Genomic DNA, 15,855 nt, shown 5'->3' on the forward strand with positions numbered 1-15,855 from the left:
CCACACGTTTTTGGTGGGGTAGGGCTCTCCTACAATCGCGCTCGCTCGCCCTGCCGGCGCAGTCACGGCGCGCCGTGCCTACCAACCCCTTTTGACCCGTGAGACTCCCATGACCGCTTTGCGAACCTTGTCCCTGTTGTGCCTGAGCGTTGCGCTGGGCGCGTGCAGCCAGATCGATACCGGCAATGTGGGTGTGGAGCGCACGCTGGGCAAGGTGGGGCAGGAGGCCCTGCCGCCGGGGCTTTACTTCACGCTGTTCAAGACGGTGGACGAATTCACCGCCAAGGAGGTGAGCTTCTCGCTGGAGAACCTCACCCCCAAGAGCCGTGACAACCTGACCATGCAGGACGTGGACATCGACATCTATTTCAAGACCACGCCGGCCTCCATCCCTACGCTGTTCGTCAAATACCAGGGCGATGTGGTGCAGCACAGACAAGTGGTTAAAGACGGCACGGCGGACTTGCTGGTGGCCTACAGCCGCGTGCAGCGCGAAGCCCGTGAAGCCATCTACAAGGCCATTGCCCAGATGGATGCGACCACCATGCACACCAAGCGCGCCGAGCTGGCAGAAAGCGTGCGCACCACCTTGCAGGCCGAGCTGGACGCCACGGACAAAGGCGCCTTCACTGTCACCGCCGTGAATGTTCGCAACATGTTGACGGACAAGGCCATCGAATCCGCCATCCGCCAGCGCGCCGAGACGGACCAGGCGATCGAGAAAAAGCGCAAGGAGATCGACCTGGCCAAGGCCGAGGCAGAGCGCTTGATCGTGCAGGCCGAAGGCGAGGCACGGGCCAATCAGATCATCAGCGCATCGCTCACGCCCGCGCTCAAGGAAATCCGGCTGGCCGAGATCCAGCGCGACACCGCCCTGGCCATTGCCAGCAAGCAGGGCAACACGGTGCTGATGGGCGGCGGCGCTGCACCACTGGTCAGCGTGGGCCGGTGAATCAGGGCGCCAAGCGGTGCCACTGTGGGTTGATTTGCTATTGAAATAATAGCTAATAGCGCTTGCCAGTCAAGCGCTGGAGGCTATAAACATTTGAAATTTTGAGTGGCCACGCGCCTTCAGCGCATGGCCACTCGCAGTTCACACCTTGTCGAGCGCCTGGGCCAGGTCGGCCTGCAGGTCGTTGATGTGCTCGATGCCCACCGACAAGCGCACCATGCCCTCGCTCACGCCGGCCTTGGCCAGCTCCTCGGGGTTGAGCTGGCGGTGGGTGGTCGATGCGGGGTGCGTGGCGAGGGACTTCGCATCGCCGATGTTGACCAGGCGTGTGAAGAGTTGCAGCGCATCCAGAAAACGTGCACCGGCCGCACGTGGGTCGGCGTCGCTGTTCTTCACGCCAAAGCTCAGGATGCCCGAGGCCTTGCCGCCTGACTGGCGCTGCACCAGCGCGTGGTCTGGGTGGTCGGGCAGACCAGCGTAGCGCACCCATTCCACCTTGGGGTGGCTTTGCAGGTACTTGGCAATGGCCAGCGTGTTGTCGCAGATGCGGTCCATGCGCAGGGCCAGGGTTTCGATGCCTTGCAGGATGAGGAAGGCGTTGAGCGGCGCCAGCGCCGCACCCGTGTTGCGCAGTGGCACCACGCGTGCACGGCCGATGAAGGCAGCCGGGCCCAGGGCCTCGGTGTAGACCACGCCGTGGTAGCTCACATCGGGCTCGTTCAGGCGCGGGAAGCGGGCCTTGTGCTCTGCCCACGGGAACTTGCCGCTGTCCACAATCGCGCCGCCCACGCTGTTGCCGTGGCCGCCCAGGTACTTGGTGAGCGAGTGCACCACGATGTCGGCGCCATGCTCGATGGGGCGCAGCAGGTAGGGGCTGGGTACCGTGTTGTCCACGATCAGCGGCACACCATGGTCGTGCGCCACCTTGGCCAGCGCGGCGATGTCGGTCACATTGCCCAGCGGGTTGCCGATGGACTCGATGAAGATCGCCTTGGTGCGCGCATCGATGTGCTGCGCAAAGCTGGCCGGGTCACGCGGGTCGGCAAAGCGCGTGGTGATGCCCTGCTGCGGCAGCGTGTGGGCAAACAGGTTGTAGGTGCCGCCGTAGAGCGTGCTGGCCGAGACGATGTTGTCGCCCGCCTCGGCAATGGTCTGGATGGCATAGGTGATGGCTGCCATGCCCGAGGCCACGGCCAGCGCGGCGATGCCGCCTTCGAGCGCTGCGACGCGCTTTTCGAGCACGTCGGTGGTGGGATTCATGATGCGGGTGTAGATGTTGCCAGGCACCTTCAGATCGAACAGGTCGGCGCCATGCTGGGCGCTGTCAAACGCGTAGGCCACCGTCTGGTAGATGGGCACGGCCACGGCCTTGGTGGTGGGGTCGGGGCTGTAGCCGGCGTGGACGGCCAGGGTTTCGATTTTCATGAAGCTTGTCTCTTTCGTTGAAGGGAAGGGAGTGGCACCACCGGTCTCCACCCGTGGCTGGGCGGAGCTCGGTGGGCCGATGGCGCGGGCCATTCTGGCACCGCTGGCCGCTGGCGTCATCGAATCGTTGGCTATGTGCTTATGACGTTCTTGTGCGGGTTGGGCAACCTCACGCAGCAGGCTCGTCCATGGCGCTGTCGATGGGCTCTGGCGCGGTGCGCCGCTCCTGCTGGCTGCGCCGCCAGGCCTTCTCGATTTCCACGACCACCAGCACCACCAGCGCGGCGCCAATGCACAGCGCCAGCTCGCCAATACTCAGCGGCTCCGTGCGGAAGATTGGGTTGAGCCAGGGCACGTAGATGGTTGCCATCTGCAGTGCAAAGGTGAGCAGCACGGCGCCCAGCAGCGGGCGGTTGCTCAGCAGGCCCAGGCGCCAGATGGGTTCGGATTCGGAGCGGATGGCGATCACGTGCGCCATCTGCGCCAGCGTGAGCACGGTGAACACCATGGTCTGCCAATGCGCGTGGCCGGTGTGCAGGGCCCAGGCCTGCACCGCCAGGCACAGCCCGCCAATGAGCAGGCCCACGCCCAATATGTGCTGCCACATGCCGTGTGCAAACAGGCTCTCGCGCGGTGCGCGGGGCGGGCGCTGCATGATGCCGCGCTCGGCTGGCTCGGCCGCCAGTGCCAGGCCGGGCAGGCCGTCGGTCACCAGGTTGACCCACAGGATGTGGATGGGCAGCAGCGGAATGGGCAGCAGCAAAAGCGGCGCGAGGAAGATGGTCCAGATCTCGCCCGAGTTGCCCGTCATCGCGTAGCGCACAAACTTGCGGATGTTGTCGTAGATGCGGCGGCCTTCGCGCACCGCCGCGACGATGGTGGCGAAGTTGTCGTCTAGCAGCACCAGGCTGGATGCCTCGCGCGCCACGTCGGTACCGCCCTGGCCCATCGCAATGCCGATATCGGCGCGTTTGAGGGCCGGGGCGTCGTTCACGCCGTCGCCTGTCATAGCCACGAAGTGGCCCTGGGCCTGCAGCGCCTCGACGATGCGGATCTTCTGCGCCGGGTCCACGCGGGCGTAGACCTGCACCTGTTCCACGCGGGCGCGCAGTGCGGCATCGTCCAGTGTGGCCAGGTCGGCGCCGGTGAGCACTGGGGCATCGCTGCTGCGCACAATGCCCAGGCGGTGCGCAATAGCGCGCGCAGTCGCAGGGTGGTCGCCTGTGATCATTACGGGCGTGATGCCCGCGCTGATGCAGTCGCGCACTGCGGCCTGGGCCTCGGCGCGGGGTGGGTCGATGAGGGCGATCAGGCCCAGCAGCTCCAGCTGGTTTTCGACCGCGTCGATGTCGTTGGTGTCGGGCAGGCGGATGTGGCTGCGGCGGGCCAGGGCCAGCACCCGCAGGCCCTGGGCGGCGAGTTGCTGGGCGGTGGCGAGGACCTGGGCCGTGTCCAGTGCGGCAGCGCCTTCGGGCGTCCAGTGGGCGGTGCAGCGGGGCAAGACTGATTCTGGCGCGCCCTTGGTGTAGGCCACAAAACCATCGGCAGCGCGGTGGAAGGTGGTCATGCGCTTGCGGTCCGAGTCAAAGGGCTGCTCTTGCACGCGGGGGCTGCTCACATCTAGCTGGGCCTTGTCCAGTCCGCCCGCATGGGCGGCCAGCACCAGCGCGGTTTCGGTGGGGTCGCCCTGCCAGCGGGTGCCGAACTGGCCCTCTTCGTTCTGCGCCTGGAGCGTGGCGTCGTTGCACAGCGCTGCGGCGCGCAGGGCTTCGGCATGGGCGGGGCCAGGCAGCGGGTCGCCGGGCACCCAGGGCACGCCTTGGGCCATCAGCAGCTCGGCGTGCATGCGGTTTTGCGTGAGGGTGCCTGTCTTGTCCGAGCAGATGGTGGTGACCGAGCCCAGGGTCTCCACCGAAGGCAAGCGCCGCACCAGCGCATGCACGGCCACCATGCGGCGTGCGCCCAGGGCCAGGAGCACGGTGACCACCGCAGGCAGTGCCTCGGGGATGGCGGCCACGGCCAGACTGATGGCGGTGAGGGCCATCAACAGCGGCGCCTCGCCGCGCAGCACACCCACCGCAAAAATCACCGCGCAGATGCCCAGCACTGCCAGTGCCAGCCGCTTGCCAAAGGCCGCTAGGCGCAGTTGCAGCGGCGTGCTGCGGTCGCCGGTGTCGAGCAGCGTGGCCACCTTGCCCAGCTCGGTGTGCATGCCGGTGGCCACCACCAGGCCGCGTGCCCGGCCATGCGTGGCCGTGGTGCCCTTGAAGGCCATGTTGGTGCGGTCGCCCAGTGCGCCCACGTCCTCGGCGGCCAGGGCCTGCGTCTGCTTGGCTACGGTGACGGACTCGCCTGTGAGGGCCGATTCATCCACCTGCAGCTGCGCAATCTCGATCAGCCGCAGGTCGGCCGGAATCTGGTTGCCCGCCTCCAGCAGCACGATGTCACCCGGCACCAGCGCCGTGGCGGGCACCACCTGCACGGCTCCGCTGCGCAGCACCGTGGCGTGCGCCGCCGCCAGCTGGCGCAGCGCGGCCATGGCTTGGTCGGCGCGCCAGGCCTGCACAAAGCCGATGACGGCATTGAGCACCACGATCACCAGGATGACCAGCGTGTCGGTGACCTCCCCCACCAGGCCCGAGATGACGGCCGCACCCAGCAACACCAGCACCATGAAGTCCTTGAACTGGTCGGCCAGCAGATGCCACCAGGGGCGATCTTGCCCCGCCGCCAGCTCATTGGCGCCGTGGGTGGCGCTGCGGCGCAGGGCTTCGTCGGGGTGCAGGCCCGCGTCAGGGTCAACGGCGTGCTCGCGTGCAACGTCCAGTGCATCGCGTAGGTGAGGATGGGGGTGCTTCACGGCATCAGTTTCCATACAGAAAGACCACGTAAGTGTTGACCAGGTACACCGCCGCCATGCCGATGCTGACCATGCCCACTGCGCGCAGCACACGGCTGCGCGGGCGAAAGAACAGGCCCACCACCGCCAGCCCGGTCATGACTACGGCCGATGCGGCGGTGATGGCATGCACGGGCGACACATGGGCCAGCAGATCGCCGGGGCGGTAGAACAGATCATCTATGCCCACGATGGCCACGTTGAACAGGTTGCTGCCCAGCAGGTTGCCAATGGCCATGTCGAGCGCACCCAGCCGCAGGGCTGACAACGTGACCGCCAGCTCAGGCAGGGTGGTGACCAGGGCCACGAACAGGCTGCCCACAAAGCTGCGGTTCCAGCCCATGGTGGTGGCCAGGTTGACCGCCACAAAGGGCAGCCACATGCCGGCCCCCACCACGATGGCAGCCGCCATCGCAAAGCGGGTGGCCGCTTGTCGAAGGCTGGGCAGCGTAGGTGCTGCGTTGTTGGTGGGCGGCACTGTGTCGGCCGGTGGCGCAGCGGGGTGGCTCCGCTCATACGCAAAGACGGTGCGCATCGCCACCAGATACAGCAGCAGGATCACGGGAGTGAGCAGGCCCACGCTGCGCTGGGAGGCAGTGCCAGCGCCGGTGGAAGCACTGGCAGTAGCCCCCAGTTGGCCCATCAGCAGCCCCAGCAGCAAAAAGCCCAGCAGCACCACGCCAAAAGCGCCTGCCAGCACGTGGCCGTGGGCGGCCCGGGTCCATACCGGTGCTGGCCGGTACAGCAGGTCGATCACCACCAGAAACACCAGGTTGAGCACGCAGCTGCCCAGTGCGTTGCCCACAGCCAGGTTGGGGGTGTTTGCGATGGTGACGCTGGTGATGCCGGTGGCCAGCTCCGGAAGCGAAGTCACGCTGGCCACCAGCGTGAGGCCGATCCAGCTGCCCGACAAGCCTGTGCGCTGGGCAATGGCATCACCGTAGCGCGACAGCTGGTAGCCCGCCGCGCCAATCAGCCCCGCGCAGGCTGCGAACTGCAGCCACACCAGCAGCGTGGCCATCATGGTGCTCGCCCGCAGGGCGGGCATGAAAACGGGTCAGTGTGCATGGGGCGTTGCTGTTGAGCCGCCACATGCAGGTGCATCAATGTGCTTTGTGTGGCCGGGCTTTGTAGAAGGTCAGTGGGATCTCGTTGGCCTGGTTCAGCACCTGACGCTTGATCTTGCCCACCACGTGCATTTCACAGGGCTTGCAGTCAAAGCGCAAGGTCAGCTTCTCCTTGCCGTTGATCAGCATCAAGGGTTCGGCCTTGATGGTGCCCTGCACGCCCGTCACGCCCTTGGCCTGCTTGGGGCACAGGCTCATGCTGAAGCGCACGCAGTGCTTGGTGATCATGAGGCTCACCTCGCCTTCCTCTTCGTGCGCCTCGTAGGCCGCGTCGATCACCTTCACGCCGTGGCGCACGTAGAAGTCGTGGGCCTTGTGGTTGAACACGTTGCCCAGGAAGGAGAGCGTGTCCTCGGGGTAGGGCGCAGGCGGCTCCACCGGCGTGGCGCGCGGCAGGCGGGCAAAGTTGTGGGCCCGGTTGGCTTCCAGTTCGGCCACGGCATCGCGGCGCAGGGCGTTGAGCACCGAGGCGGGCACAAACCACTGCTGCGAGAGCTGCAGCGCAATGTCATGCACCGCAAACACCGTGGCGCCAAAGCGGCCGAGCTGCTCGCGCAGGCTGGCCTCGGCCTTGGCTGCGTCAGTGGCTGGCTGGTGGGGTTGCTGCACGGATGCACAGCCCACGTTGCCGTCCTCGTCGGTCAGCATCAGGCTGAAGCCGGTGGGCGTTTCGCTAAGGTGCGCCCACAGGCCGATGCGGCGGTCGCTGGACTTTTTCTCCAGCGTGCGCACCCAGTCCATGTCGCGGTTGCGGTTGACCTCGGTGCCCTTGCGCAGGTCCTTGAAGCCGTCCATGGGGTCCTTGGGGTACACGCGCCACTGGCCCACGCTGCGCGCCGACACGGGCTCGGCCACATTGATAGCCATGCCCACCAGATCCTTGTGCAGGTCGTAGTAGCACAGGCCGTCGCCGTTGTGCAGCACGGTGGCGGGGTCGCTCACCTCCAGCTCGACGAAGTCGGGGCCTACCTTCGTCACCCAGCCGATGGCCTGGCCCGGGTTCTTGGGAGTGTCGAAGGCGCCGATGTCTTCCTTGCGGCCCGTGACGAAGTAGTCGGTGAACTCGCGGTTGAAGTTCTGCAGCGGGTCGGGCGTGAAGGTGAAGGTGGTGCGCCCGCTGGACGAGCGGGAGAGCGGCCGGCCCTGGGCCTCACGCTCGTCGATGATTTCGTCGAGCAGCGTGCGGTAGTGGGCGGTGATGTTCTTCACATAGCCCATGTCCTTGTAGCGCCCTTCGATCTTGAAACTGCGCACGCCCGCGTCGATGAGGGCGCGCAGGTTGTCGCTCTGGTTGTTGTCCTTCATGCTCAGCACATGCTTGTCGTGCGCAATGAAGCGGCCCTGCGCGTCCGTCACCTGGTAAGGCAGGCGGCAGGCCTGGCTGCAGTCGCCCCGGTTGGCGCTGCGGCCGGTCTGCGCATGGCTGATGTTGCACTGGCCGCTGTAGGCCACGCACAGTGCGCCGTGGATGAAGAACTCGATGTTGGCGCGGCCGAGGGCATCGACAGGGCCCAGCGCCTTGTGCACTGCGGCGATCTGCTGCACCGTGAGCTCACGCGCCAGAACGATCTGCGAGAGGCCTGCGTCCTGCAGAAAGCGTGCTTTCTCGGGCGTGCGGATGTCGGTCTGTGTGCTGGCGTGCAGCTGGATGGGGGGCAGGTCGATTTCCAGCAGGCCCATGTCCTGGATGATGAGGGCGTCGGCACCGGCCTCGTACACCTGCCACGCCATTTTGCGAGCGGCCTCCAGCTCGTCGTCGCGCAGGATGGTGTTGAGCGTGATGAAGATGCGGCTGTTGAAGCGGTGCGCATGCTTCACCAGGCGTTCGATGTCGCGGATGTCGTTGCCCGCACTGGCCCGCGCGCCAAAGGCTGGGCCGCCGATGTAGACGGCATCGGCGCCGTGGTTGATGGCTTCGATGCCGATGTCTGCGTCGCGCGCGGGCGAGAGCAGTTCGAGCTGGTGGGGCAGGAGAGACATGGGGCGTGATTATTTCAGTTTCGCGGTGCCGTGGAGCTTCCGTCGGGTATCGGGCACTGCACTTTTGGTAACCATGTGACGATGCATTGTGCGGTGGGGGTCTGGTACAACGGGCGCAGCGTGCAAGCCTCGGCGGCGGCCCCATGGTCTCTGTGAACCGCGTTCTTGCAAGGCCGTCGGCATCGTCGGCCACCCCGTAAAACCCAGTGAAAGGACTCTGATGAGCACCTCCCGCGTGAAGAAGCCCACCCAGCTGACACTGGCGATCAATGATCTCGACTTTTGCTACCTGCCGCCTCGGCTCAGCTTGTCTCCCATGCGGCACAACGACCTGGTCTGCACGGTGGACTGTTCGTGGTTCTTTTCCGAAGGTGCCAACCACATGGTGTTTGCACTGGACTGCACCGGCGGGCAGGGCAGCTACAACCCTCACTGCGGGCCGATCTACCGCCATGGCCAGAACCTTTGGTCCGAGGCCCGGGGCTTCATCATCTTTGCGGACGGCATGGTGATGGCCGAGCGATGGAACGGCACGGCCATGCCGGGGCTGGTGACGGTTACCAACACCTCGGGGGCGATCTTCAACCCGGCGATGCACCCCGTATTCACGCTTCGCGTCCAGGCCGGCTATCGGATGGGTGGGTTTGCCGACCGGATGCGCATCACCATCCACCAGGGCATCGCGGCCGATGGCCCGGTTTTGTTCGAAGGCGAGGTGACCGGGGCCGGGTGGGGCTGGGACTGGACGGGGTCGCACAAAGTGGCCATTGCCGGTATTGGTCCGCACTTCGTGACCCCCAATGACACGGGCTGCGTGGAAGAGCGCGTACCCCGCGACGCACCGAACGCCATCCTGCCGTTTACCAACTTCAAGTTGCGGATGGTGAAAGGTTGAGCGCTTGCCAACGGGCGCGCTGCCGCTCAAAGGGCAGCTTCATAGGGTGACTTCGGCGAATCATCTTGCGCCATTAGCCGTTTTAATGGCCCAGCAAATTACTAAGCTTGCATAGCAATTGGCGACGGCAAGGGAGGATGGTGGCTAGGATGCGGTGCGTTTTGCCCCGAAATGGTGCGCAAAAGTTGCGACTATATTTTTTGGAGATGTCTACCGTGTTCCGAGCTTTCACCCGCCTGCGTCCGTCGTCTTTCCCCGTGTCCGTTGTGCAGCTGGCTGCCGTGGGTGTGTGTGTTGCCGCCGCCACTGCAGCCAACGCACAGGATGTGCAAACCGTCAAGATCGCCCACGCCGGCCCCGTGTCGGGCGGCATTGCCCACATCGGCAAGGACACTGAAAACGGCGTGCGCCTGGCGATTGACGACCTGAACGCCCAGAACCTCGTGATCGGTGGCAAGAAGATCAAGTTTGAAATTGCGGCAGAAGACGACGCGGGCGACCCGCGCCAGGCCACCGCCGTGGCGCAGAAGCTGTGCGACCAGAAGGTGGCGGGCGTGGTGGGCCACCTGCAGTCGGGCACGTCCATCCCCGCATCGGCCATCTATGCCAAGTGCGACCTGCCGCACATCACGGCATCGGCCTCCAATCCTGACCTGACCAAACCCGGCCACAAGACCACCTTCCGCCTGATCGCCAACGACAACGCGCTGGGCGCGGCGCTGGCGCTGTTTGGTGCCGACCATCTCAAGCTCAAGAGTGTGGCCATCATCGACGACCGCACGGCCTACGGCCAGGGCGTGGCCTCGGTCTTCAAGGCCACGGCGCAACAAAAGGGCCTGAAGGTGGTGGCCGAGGAATTCACCAACGACAAGGCCACCGACTTCATGGCCATCCTCACCGCCATCAAGAACAAGAAGCCCGATGCGATCTTCTACGGCGGCCTGGACGCGCAGGCCGGCCCCATGCTGCGCCAGATGGAGCAGCTGGGCCTGGGTAATGTGAAGTTCTTCGGCGGCGACGCGCTGTGCACCGAAAAGCTGCCCGAGCTGTCGGGCAAGACCCCCGCGCTGAAGAACGTGACCTGCGCCACGGGCGGTGCGTCGGTGGACAAGATGCAGGGCGGCGCCGACTGGAAGAAGCGCTACGACGCCAAGTTCCCTGGCCAGTTCCAGATTTACAGCCCCTATGCCTATGACGCCGCCATGGTGCTGGCCGACGCCATGAAGCGCGCCAATTCGGTGGACCCGAAGGTGTTTACCCCCTTCCTGGCCAAGACCGAATACAAGGGCGTGACCGCCAACATCGCCTTCACCGCCAAGGGCGAGCTGACGACGCCCGCCGTGACGCTCTACACCTTCAAGGACGGCAGCCGCGTGGCGCTGAACTGAGGGGTCGCCCGCGCATGGATCGGTGCCGGTGGACTCGGGCACCCGATGGCCCTGCCTGCAGAGTGGAAGCGGAGCTTCAGTCAGCCCCTCGGACCGCCCGCGCGGGCCGCTCCGGGGCTGGTGCCGTAGTGCCGCCGGAAGAGTCGTGCCAGGCTGCTGGCGTTGCCCAGACCCACCTCGTCAGCGATGGCGGAGAGGCTGTGGTGTGAATGGGTTACGCGCCAGTGGGCGTGTTCCATGCGCATCGCTGTCCAGTGGTTGTGAGCGCTGTGGCCGAAGCGCTCGGTGAACAACCGATCCAGCTGTCGGCGGCCAATGCCGATGCGCTCGGCGATGCTGGCCACGGTAAGGCCGTCGGCCATGGAGGTGCGCATCAGCGCGACCGCACGTACCAGGTGGCGGCCCAGGTCCGGCCCGCCGCCTTCCATCGATTGCAGGTGGTGCCCATGGTGGCGTGGTTCGTCCACCAGCATGTCGGCCAAGCCCTTGAAGGCGCGCTCCCGGCCGCAGTGGCGTGACAGCAACTCCACCGCCATGTCGATGGCCGCGGTGCCGCCCGCGCAGGTAATGCGGTCGCGGTCAAAGCAATAGATCTGCTCGCTGGCCACCGCTATGCGTGGGAAGGCATGGCGGAACTCGGTCACATGGCGCCAATGCAGCGCCACGCGGCGGCCTTTGAGCAGACCCGCCTCGGCGAGCAAAAAGCTGGCGTTGTCTATCGCCACGAGGGGCAGGCCCCGCGCTGCAGCCTGTCGCAGCACGGGCCCATGGGTGTGCACATGTCCCAGCGACGCTTGCACCGTGCGGCTGCCAAACACCACCAGATAGTCGAATGCCGCCAGGTCCACGGAGTCAGGCGTGGCCTCCATCGTCACCTGCACCCCGCAGCTGGACACCACGGGCGCGCTGTCGACGCCCATCAGCGTCCAGGCGCAGTAGCGCTGGCGGCTGCGGTCCGCTTCGTCGGCCGAAAAGCGCAGCTTGTCCAGAAACGCGCCAAATGGCAGCAGCGCGAAGTCGGGTAGCGGCATCAAGAGCAGGCGTACGTCGGGGCGCTGGAGAGGGCGGTCGTTGGCGGTGCTCATAAGGTATCCATTTTGGTATCAAAAATAGCCAGATTGGATTGCATACCACGGACAGGAGGTGCCTAGACTCCAGACCATGCTTTTCCAAGAAGGGTGCTGCGATGGAACTGAAAATATGGCTCGTCTACCTGTTGGCGGTCATCGGGCTGTCCTTGACCCCGGGGCCCAACAGCCTGCTGGTGCTGGCCCATGGCGCGCTGCATGGGCGCGTGCGCACGCTGTGGACCATTGCGGGCGGGGCGGTGGGCTTTGTTAGCCTGATCGGGCTGTCCATGCTGGGCATCGGCGCGCTGCTGCAGTCGTCGGCCCACGCGCTCACGGTGATGAAATGGGTGGGCGGGGCGTATCTGGTGTGGCTGGGCATCCAGCTGTGGCGGGCGCCAGCCATGCAGGTGCAGGCCTTGCCCCGTGCTGCGGGACCGGCATCGGTGGCGGGCGGCAGGATGTTTCGCCAAGGGCTGCTGGCAGCCATTTCTAACCCCAAGGTGCTGCTGTTCTATGGGGCCTTCCTGCCGCAGTTCATCGCGCCGGGGCGCGACCTGTGGGTGCAGTTCGTGATCATGGCGGGCACCTTCGCGGCGGTTGAATGCCTGGTCGAATTCGGCCTGGCGAGCCTGGCGCACCGCATCCGGCCCTGGTTGCAGCGCACGGGCCGCAAGTTCAACCGTGCCTGCGGCGGGTTGTTCGGCCTGATGGGGGCGGCGCTGCCCATGACGCACTGACTGAAGGCAGGGAAGGCCTTGCCCGGTTTACAGTGCAGTCCTGCACAGCATAGGGAGCACAGGCATGCGGGGATTGTTTGGTTTGGTGGGGTTGGTTGTGGTGCTGGCCATCGTGGGCCTGTTGGCCAAGAAGCAGTTGTCGGCCACGCGCGCCCCGGTGCCCGCGCTGCAGACGGCGCCCGGGGCCGACCCTGCGTCGGCACCGCCTGTCACCGTGCGCGACCAGAGTCAGCAGATCCAGCAGCAGGTCAAGCAACAGGTGGAAGGCCTGATGCAGCAAGCCCGGCCCATGCCCGACGAAGAAAAATAAGCAAAATTGGCCCCTGGCGCTTGTATATCAAGCGCTAGTAGCTATCATTTAAATAGCAATGACCCTTGACCAAGATTTGCACTGGATGCGCCTGGCCCTGGCCGAGGCGCAGGCAGCCGCGCAAGCGGGTGAGGTGCCCGTGGGCGCCATCGTGGTCAAGGACGGCCAGGTCATCGCCACGGGCCGCAACGCCCCCGTGGAGGGACACGACCCCACGGCCCATGCCGAGATCGTGGCCCTGCGCGCGGCCGCGCAGCGGCTCTCCAACTACCGGCTCGACGGCTGCAGCCTCTACGTCACGCTGGAGCCTTGTGCCATGTGCAGCGGCGCCATGCTGCATGCGCGGCTGGCGCGGGTGGTGTACGGCGCGGCAGATCCCAAAACGGGCGCGGCAGGCTCGGTGTTCAACTTGTTCGGCCATGCCGAGATCAACCACCAGACCCAGGTGCTGGGCGGGGTGCTGGCCGAAGAATGTGGCGGTCTGCTCAGCGGCTTTTTCCGCCAGCGCCGCCATCAGCAACGCACCGAGGCACTGGCCCGCCATCCTTTGCGAGACGACGCTTTGCGCACGCCCGATGCGGCGTTTGCCAACGTGCCCGGCTACCCCTGGGCGCCTCACTACATCAGCGACCTGCCCAGCCTGGCGGGCCTGCGTTTGCACACCCTCGACGAAGGTCCTCACGACGCGCAGCGTACCTGGCTGTGCCTGCATGGCAACCCGGCCTGGAGCTACCTGTACCGGCGCATGCTGCCCACCTTTTTGGCTGCAGGCGACCGCGTGGTGGCGCCCGACCTGATCGGCTTTGGCAAAAGCGACAAGCCCAAGAAAGAGGGCGTGCACCAGTTCGACTGGCACCGCCAGATGCTGCTGGAACTGATCGAGCGGTTGGACCTGCGCAAGGTGGTGCTGGTGGTGCAAGACTGGGGAGGCATCCTGGGGCTGACGCTGCCCATGACCATGCCGGATCGTTTTGACGGCCTGCTGGTGATGAACACCCTGCTGGCCACGGGCGATTCGCCACTGCCTGCCGGATTTGTCGCCTGGCGTGCCATGTGCCGCGACAAGCCGCTGTATGGAGTAGGGCGCCTGCTGGCGCGTGGCAACCCGCATCTGACGGCGGCGGAGTGCGCTGCCTACGATGCGCCGTTCCCGGACAAAGGCTACCGCGCCGCGTTGCGGGCCTTTCCAGAACGCGTGCCCGCTGCTGCGGGTGACCCGGGCGCCGCCGTGTCGCGCGCGGCCCGCGATTTTTGGAAGCACCAGTGGCAGGGCCGCAGCCTGATGGTGGTGGGCGCGCAGGACCCGGTGCTGGGCTTGCCCACCATGCGGGCGCTGCAGCAGTGCATCCAAGGCTGCCCCGAGCCTATCGTGCTGCCCCAGGCCGGCCACTTTGTGCAGGAGCATGGCGAGGCCATTGCCGCACAGGCTGTGGAATACTTCGCGCACTGACTTGTCCGCTGGCGCCGCCTGACTGCATGTGGCGCCCGGCATTCCCCCTGTTTACGGAGCAGGCCCCTCGGCGGGTCTGAGCGCTTTGCACGACCACCATCACGACCCTTCCCATTGCGACCACGACCACGGTCCCAAGCACATCTACATCTACTCGCCCTCCAGCGCCGTGCGCGACAAGGCCGCCTTCAAGCGCGGCATTGCCCGGCTCAAGGCCCTGGGCCATGAGGTGGAGGTGGATGAGGACGCGCTGGCCACCCACACCCGCTTTGCGGGCGACGACGAAACCCGGTTGGCCGCCATCCACCGTGCAGCGGCCAGCGGCGCCGATGTGGCGCTGATCTCGCGCGGGGGCTACGGCCTGTCGCGCATCCTGCCGGGCATCCGCTACAAGGCGGTGGCCAAGGCGATTGAAAAGGGCATGCACTTTGTGGGCGTGAGCGATTTCACCGCCTTCCAGCTGGCCGTGTTGGCCAAGACGGGTGCCACCACCTGGGCGGGGCCATCGCTGGGGGCTGACTTTGGTGTGGCGGGCGAGCCCGACGACATCATGGAAGCCTGCTTTGACGACCTGCTGACTGGCCACGGCGAAGGCACAGGCTGGCGCATGAATAAAGAGCAGCCCAACGCCGCCACGGGCAAGCCCGCTGTACCCAATGTCTATGTGAAGAGTGCCACGCTGTGGGGTGGCAACCTGGCGGTGCTGGCATCGCTGGTGGGCACGCCGTATTTCCCGCAGGTCAAGGGCGGCGTGCTGTTCATCGAAGACGTGCACGAGCACCCCTACCGCATCGAACGCATGCTGACCCAGCTGCTGCACGCAGGTGTGCTGGCCAAGCAGAAGGCTGTGGTGCTGGGGCAGTTCACCAACTTCAAGCTGGCACCGCATGACAACGGCTACAAGCTGCAGTCGGTGGTGGACTGGCTGCGCACCCAGATCAAGGCGCCGGTGCTGACCAACCTGCCGTTCGGGCATGTTGAAACGAAGGTGCTGCTGCCCGTGGGCGCCACAGTGTCGCTGTCGGTGGAAGAGCGCGATGCGCTGATCTACTGGGGGCACCAGCACTGACGCGGTGAGGCCTTTACCCGCATGACACCGCCACAACGGCGGTTCGCCACGCGCGCCTGGTGCGCGTCAGGAGGGGGTGTGAGGGGCGACCTGCGCCGGGCGCAGCGCGCGTGGGAGCTGCCCCTGGAACAGCTGGGTGACCTGGTCGATCACGCCCCGGGCACCGTGCTCGCCCCGCAGCGGTACCAGCGTGCTGAAAAGGTCGGTGCGGAGGTACCACAGCGCCTCGATGTCGCCGGCATAACGCAGCCGCATGTTCATGCGTGCCACCTCGCAACCGGTCATGCCGGCGAGGCTCTGCAGCATGGCCCGGCGCACTTCTTCCAGCCCCTGGTTGCGCACCCATGCCGTGGACGACGGCTTGTCACGGCCCAGCAGGTCGTGAAGGTTGTTGCGGAGAGTCGGCTTGTTCCAGCGCATGGCGGGGTGAGGGCGGGCTTTTTGTAACAGGGACGGCCAAAGTAAGCGGGAGCGAGGTGCAGCGCAAGGGGCGTGCTCCTGTTTTTGCATAAAGACAACAACTTGCCCCGGCTTGTTGCGAATTTTTACGTGT

At 65.9% G+C, this 15,855-nt stretch carries 13 protein-coding genes; 7 read left to right on the plus strand and 6 right to left on the minus strand.

Annotation, left to right across the window (positions count from 1 at the left end; translation table 11 throughout):
* Window positions 1–109: 109 nt before the first annotated feature.
* A complete protein-coding gene (locus ACSQ22_RS08515) occupies window positions 110–952 on the plus strand; it encodes an SPFH domain-containing protein (RefSeq protein WP_055393814.1) in 843 nt (280 codons plus the stop codon).
* Window positions 953–1,093: 141 nt separating this feature from the next.
* Here ACSQ22_RS08515 and ACSQ22_RS08520 read toward each other — a convergent pair whose 3' ends face one another.
* From ACSQ22_RS08520 to ACSQ22_RS08535, 4 genes are all read right to left on the minus strand, one after another.
* Window positions 1,094–2,377, minus strand: a complete 1,284-nt coding sequence (locus tag ACSQ22_RS08520) for an O-acetylhomoserine aminocarboxypropyltransferase/cysteine synthase family protein (protein WP_121419818.1) — start codon at window positions 2,375–2,377, stop codon at window positions 1,094–1,096.
* Between the two features lie 169 nt (window positions 2,378–2,546).
* The gene (locus ACSQ22_RS08525; RefSeq protein WP_436130036.1) at window positions 2,547–5,237 is read right to left on the minus strand and encodes a cation-translocating P-type ATPase; all 2,691 of its coding nucleotides are present in this window, start codon (window positions 5,235–5,237) and stop codon (window positions 2,547–2,549) included.
* A gap of 4 nt (window positions 5,238–5,241) precedes the next feature.
* The gene (locus tag ACSQ22_RS08530; protein WP_436130037.1) at window positions 5,242–6,324 is read right to left on the minus strand and encodes a sodium:calcium antiporter; all 1,083 of its coding nucleotides are present in this window, start codon (window positions 6,322–6,324) and stop codon (window positions 5,242–5,244) included.
* Window positions 6,325–6,379: 55 nt separating this feature from the next.
* On the minus strand, window positions 6,380–8,383 hold the full coding sequence (locus ACSQ22_RS08535) for a peptidase U32 family protein (protein WP_436130038.1): 2,004 nt from the start codon (window positions 8,381–8,383) through the stop codon (window positions 6,380–6,382).
* Between the two features lie 220 nt (window positions 8,384–8,603).
* Here ACSQ22_RS08535 and ACSQ22_RS08540 point away from each other — a divergent pair, with 220 nt between their 5' ends.
* Both ACSQ22_RS08540 and ACSQ22_RS08545 read left to right on the plus strand, forming a co-directional pair.
* Window positions 8,604–9,278: a hypothetical protein gene (locus tag ACSQ22_RS08540; RefSeq protein WP_436130039.1), complete on the plus strand. Its 675-nt coding sequence runs from the start codon at window positions 8,604–8,606 to the stop codon at window positions 9,276–9,278.
* A 257-nt stretch (window positions 9,279–9,535) separates the two neighbouring features.
* Complete coding sequence (locus ACSQ22_RS08545; RefSeq protein WP_436130211.1) at window positions 9,536–10,666, plus strand: branched-chain amino acid ABC transporter substrate-binding protein; 1,131 nt, start codon at window positions 9,536–9,538, stop codon at window positions 10,664–10,666.
* 80 nt (window positions 10,667–10,746) lie between these two features.
* Here ACSQ22_RS08545 and ACSQ22_RS08550 read toward each other — a convergent pair whose 3' ends face one another.
* Window positions 10,747–11,751 (minus strand): GlxA family transcriptional regulator, encoded by a 1,005-nt coding sequence (locus tag ACSQ22_RS08550; protein ID WP_436130040.1) that lies wholly within the window; start codon window positions 11,749–11,751, stop codon window positions 10,747–10,749.
* 101 nt (window positions 11,752–11,852) lie between these two features.
* Between ACSQ22_RS08550 and ACSQ22_RS08555 the strand changes: the two genes are divergently transcribed.
* The 4 genes from ACSQ22_RS08555 (at window position 11,853) to ACSQ22_RS08570 (ending at window position 15,302) form a co-directional block, all read left to right on the plus strand.
* On the plus strand, window positions 11,853–12,473 hold the full coding sequence (locus tag ACSQ22_RS08555; protein WP_431152746.1) for a LysE family translocator: 621 nt from the start codon (window positions 11,853–11,855) through the stop codon (window positions 12,471–12,473).
* Between the two features lie 64 nt (window positions 12,474–12,537).
* The gene (locus tag ACSQ22_RS08560; RefSeq protein WP_121506700.1) at window positions 12,538–12,783 is read left to right on the plus strand and encodes a hypothetical protein; all 246 of its coding nucleotides are present in this window, start codon (window positions 12,538–12,540) and stop codon (window positions 12,781–12,783) included.
* Between the two features lie 58 nt (window positions 12,784–12,841).
* Complete coding sequence (gene tadA / locus ACSQ22_RS08565) at window positions 12,842–14,233, plus strand: tRNA adenosine(34) deaminase TadA (protein ID WP_436130041.1); 1,392 nt, start codon at window positions 12,842–12,844, stop codon at window positions 14,231–14,233.
* An 85-nt stretch (window positions 14,234–14,318) separates the two neighbouring features.
* Window positions 14,319–15,302 (plus strand): LD-carboxypeptidase, encoded by a 984-nt coding sequence (locus tag ACSQ22_RS08570; RefSeq protein ID WP_436130042.1) that lies wholly within the window; start codon window positions 14,319–14,321, stop codon window positions 15,300–15,302.
* Window positions 15,303–15,368: 66 nt separating this feature from the next.
* Here the strand turns inward: ACSQ22_RS08570 and ACSQ22_RS08575 are convergent, their stop codons facing one another.
* Window positions 15,369–15,722 (minus strand): hypothetical protein, encoded by a 354-nt coding sequence (locus tag ACSQ22_RS08575; RefSeq protein WP_436130043.1) that lies wholly within the window; start codon window positions 15,720–15,722, stop codon window positions 15,369–15,371.
* Window positions 15,723–15,855 lie beyond the last annotated feature (133 nt).

Origin of the sequence: Acidovorax sp. LjRoot38 (assembly GCF_964252975.1) — a bacterium.
Lineage (GTDB): Bacteria > Pseudomonadota > Gammaproteobacteria > Burkholderiales > Burkholderiaceae_C > Acidovorax > Acidovorax facilis.

Bases quoted from the DNA above. Each gene is read 5' to 3' on its own strand.
- ACSQ22_RS08515 (WP_055393814.1), top strand. From the start codon at position 110: ATGACCGCTTTGCGAACCTTGTCCCTGTTGTGCCTGAGCGTTGCGCTG.
- ACSQ22_RS08520 (WP_121419818.1), bottom strand. From the start codon at position 2,377: ATGAAAATCGAAACCCTGGCCGTCCACGCCGGCTACAGCCCCGACCCC.
- ACSQ22_RS08530 (WP_436130037.1), bottom strand. From the start codon at position 6,324: ATGCCCGCCCTGCGGGCGAGCACCATGATGGCCACGCTGCTGGTGTGG.
- ACSQ22_RS08535 (WP_436130038.1), bottom strand. From the start codon at position 8,383: ATGTCTCTCCTGCCCCACCAGCTCGAACTGCTCTCGCCCGCGCGCGAC.
- ACSQ22_RS08540 (WP_436130039.1), top strand. From the start codon at position 8,604: ATGAGCACCTCCCGCGTGAAGAAGCCCACCCAGCTGACACTGGCGATC.
- ACSQ22_RS08550 (WP_436130040.1), bottom strand. From the start codon at position 11,751: ATGAGCACCGCCAACGACCGCCCTCTCCAGCGCCCCGACGTACGCCTG.
- ACSQ22_RS08555 (WP_431152746.1), top strand. From the start codon at position 11,853: ATGGAACTGAAAATATGGCTCGTCTACCTGTTGGCGGTCATCGGGCTG.
- ACSQ22_RS08560 (WP_121506700.1), top strand. From the start codon at position 12,538: ATGCGGGGATTGTTTGGTTTGGTGGGGTTGGTTGTGGTGCTGGCCATC.
- tadA (WP_436130041.1), top strand. From the start codon at position 12,842: ATGACCCTTGACCAAGATTTGCACTGGATGCGCCTGGCCCTGGCCGAG.
- ACSQ22_RS08575 (WP_436130043.1), bottom strand. From the start codon at position 15,722: ATGCGCTGGAACAAGCCGACTCTCCGCAACAACCTTCACGACCTGCTG.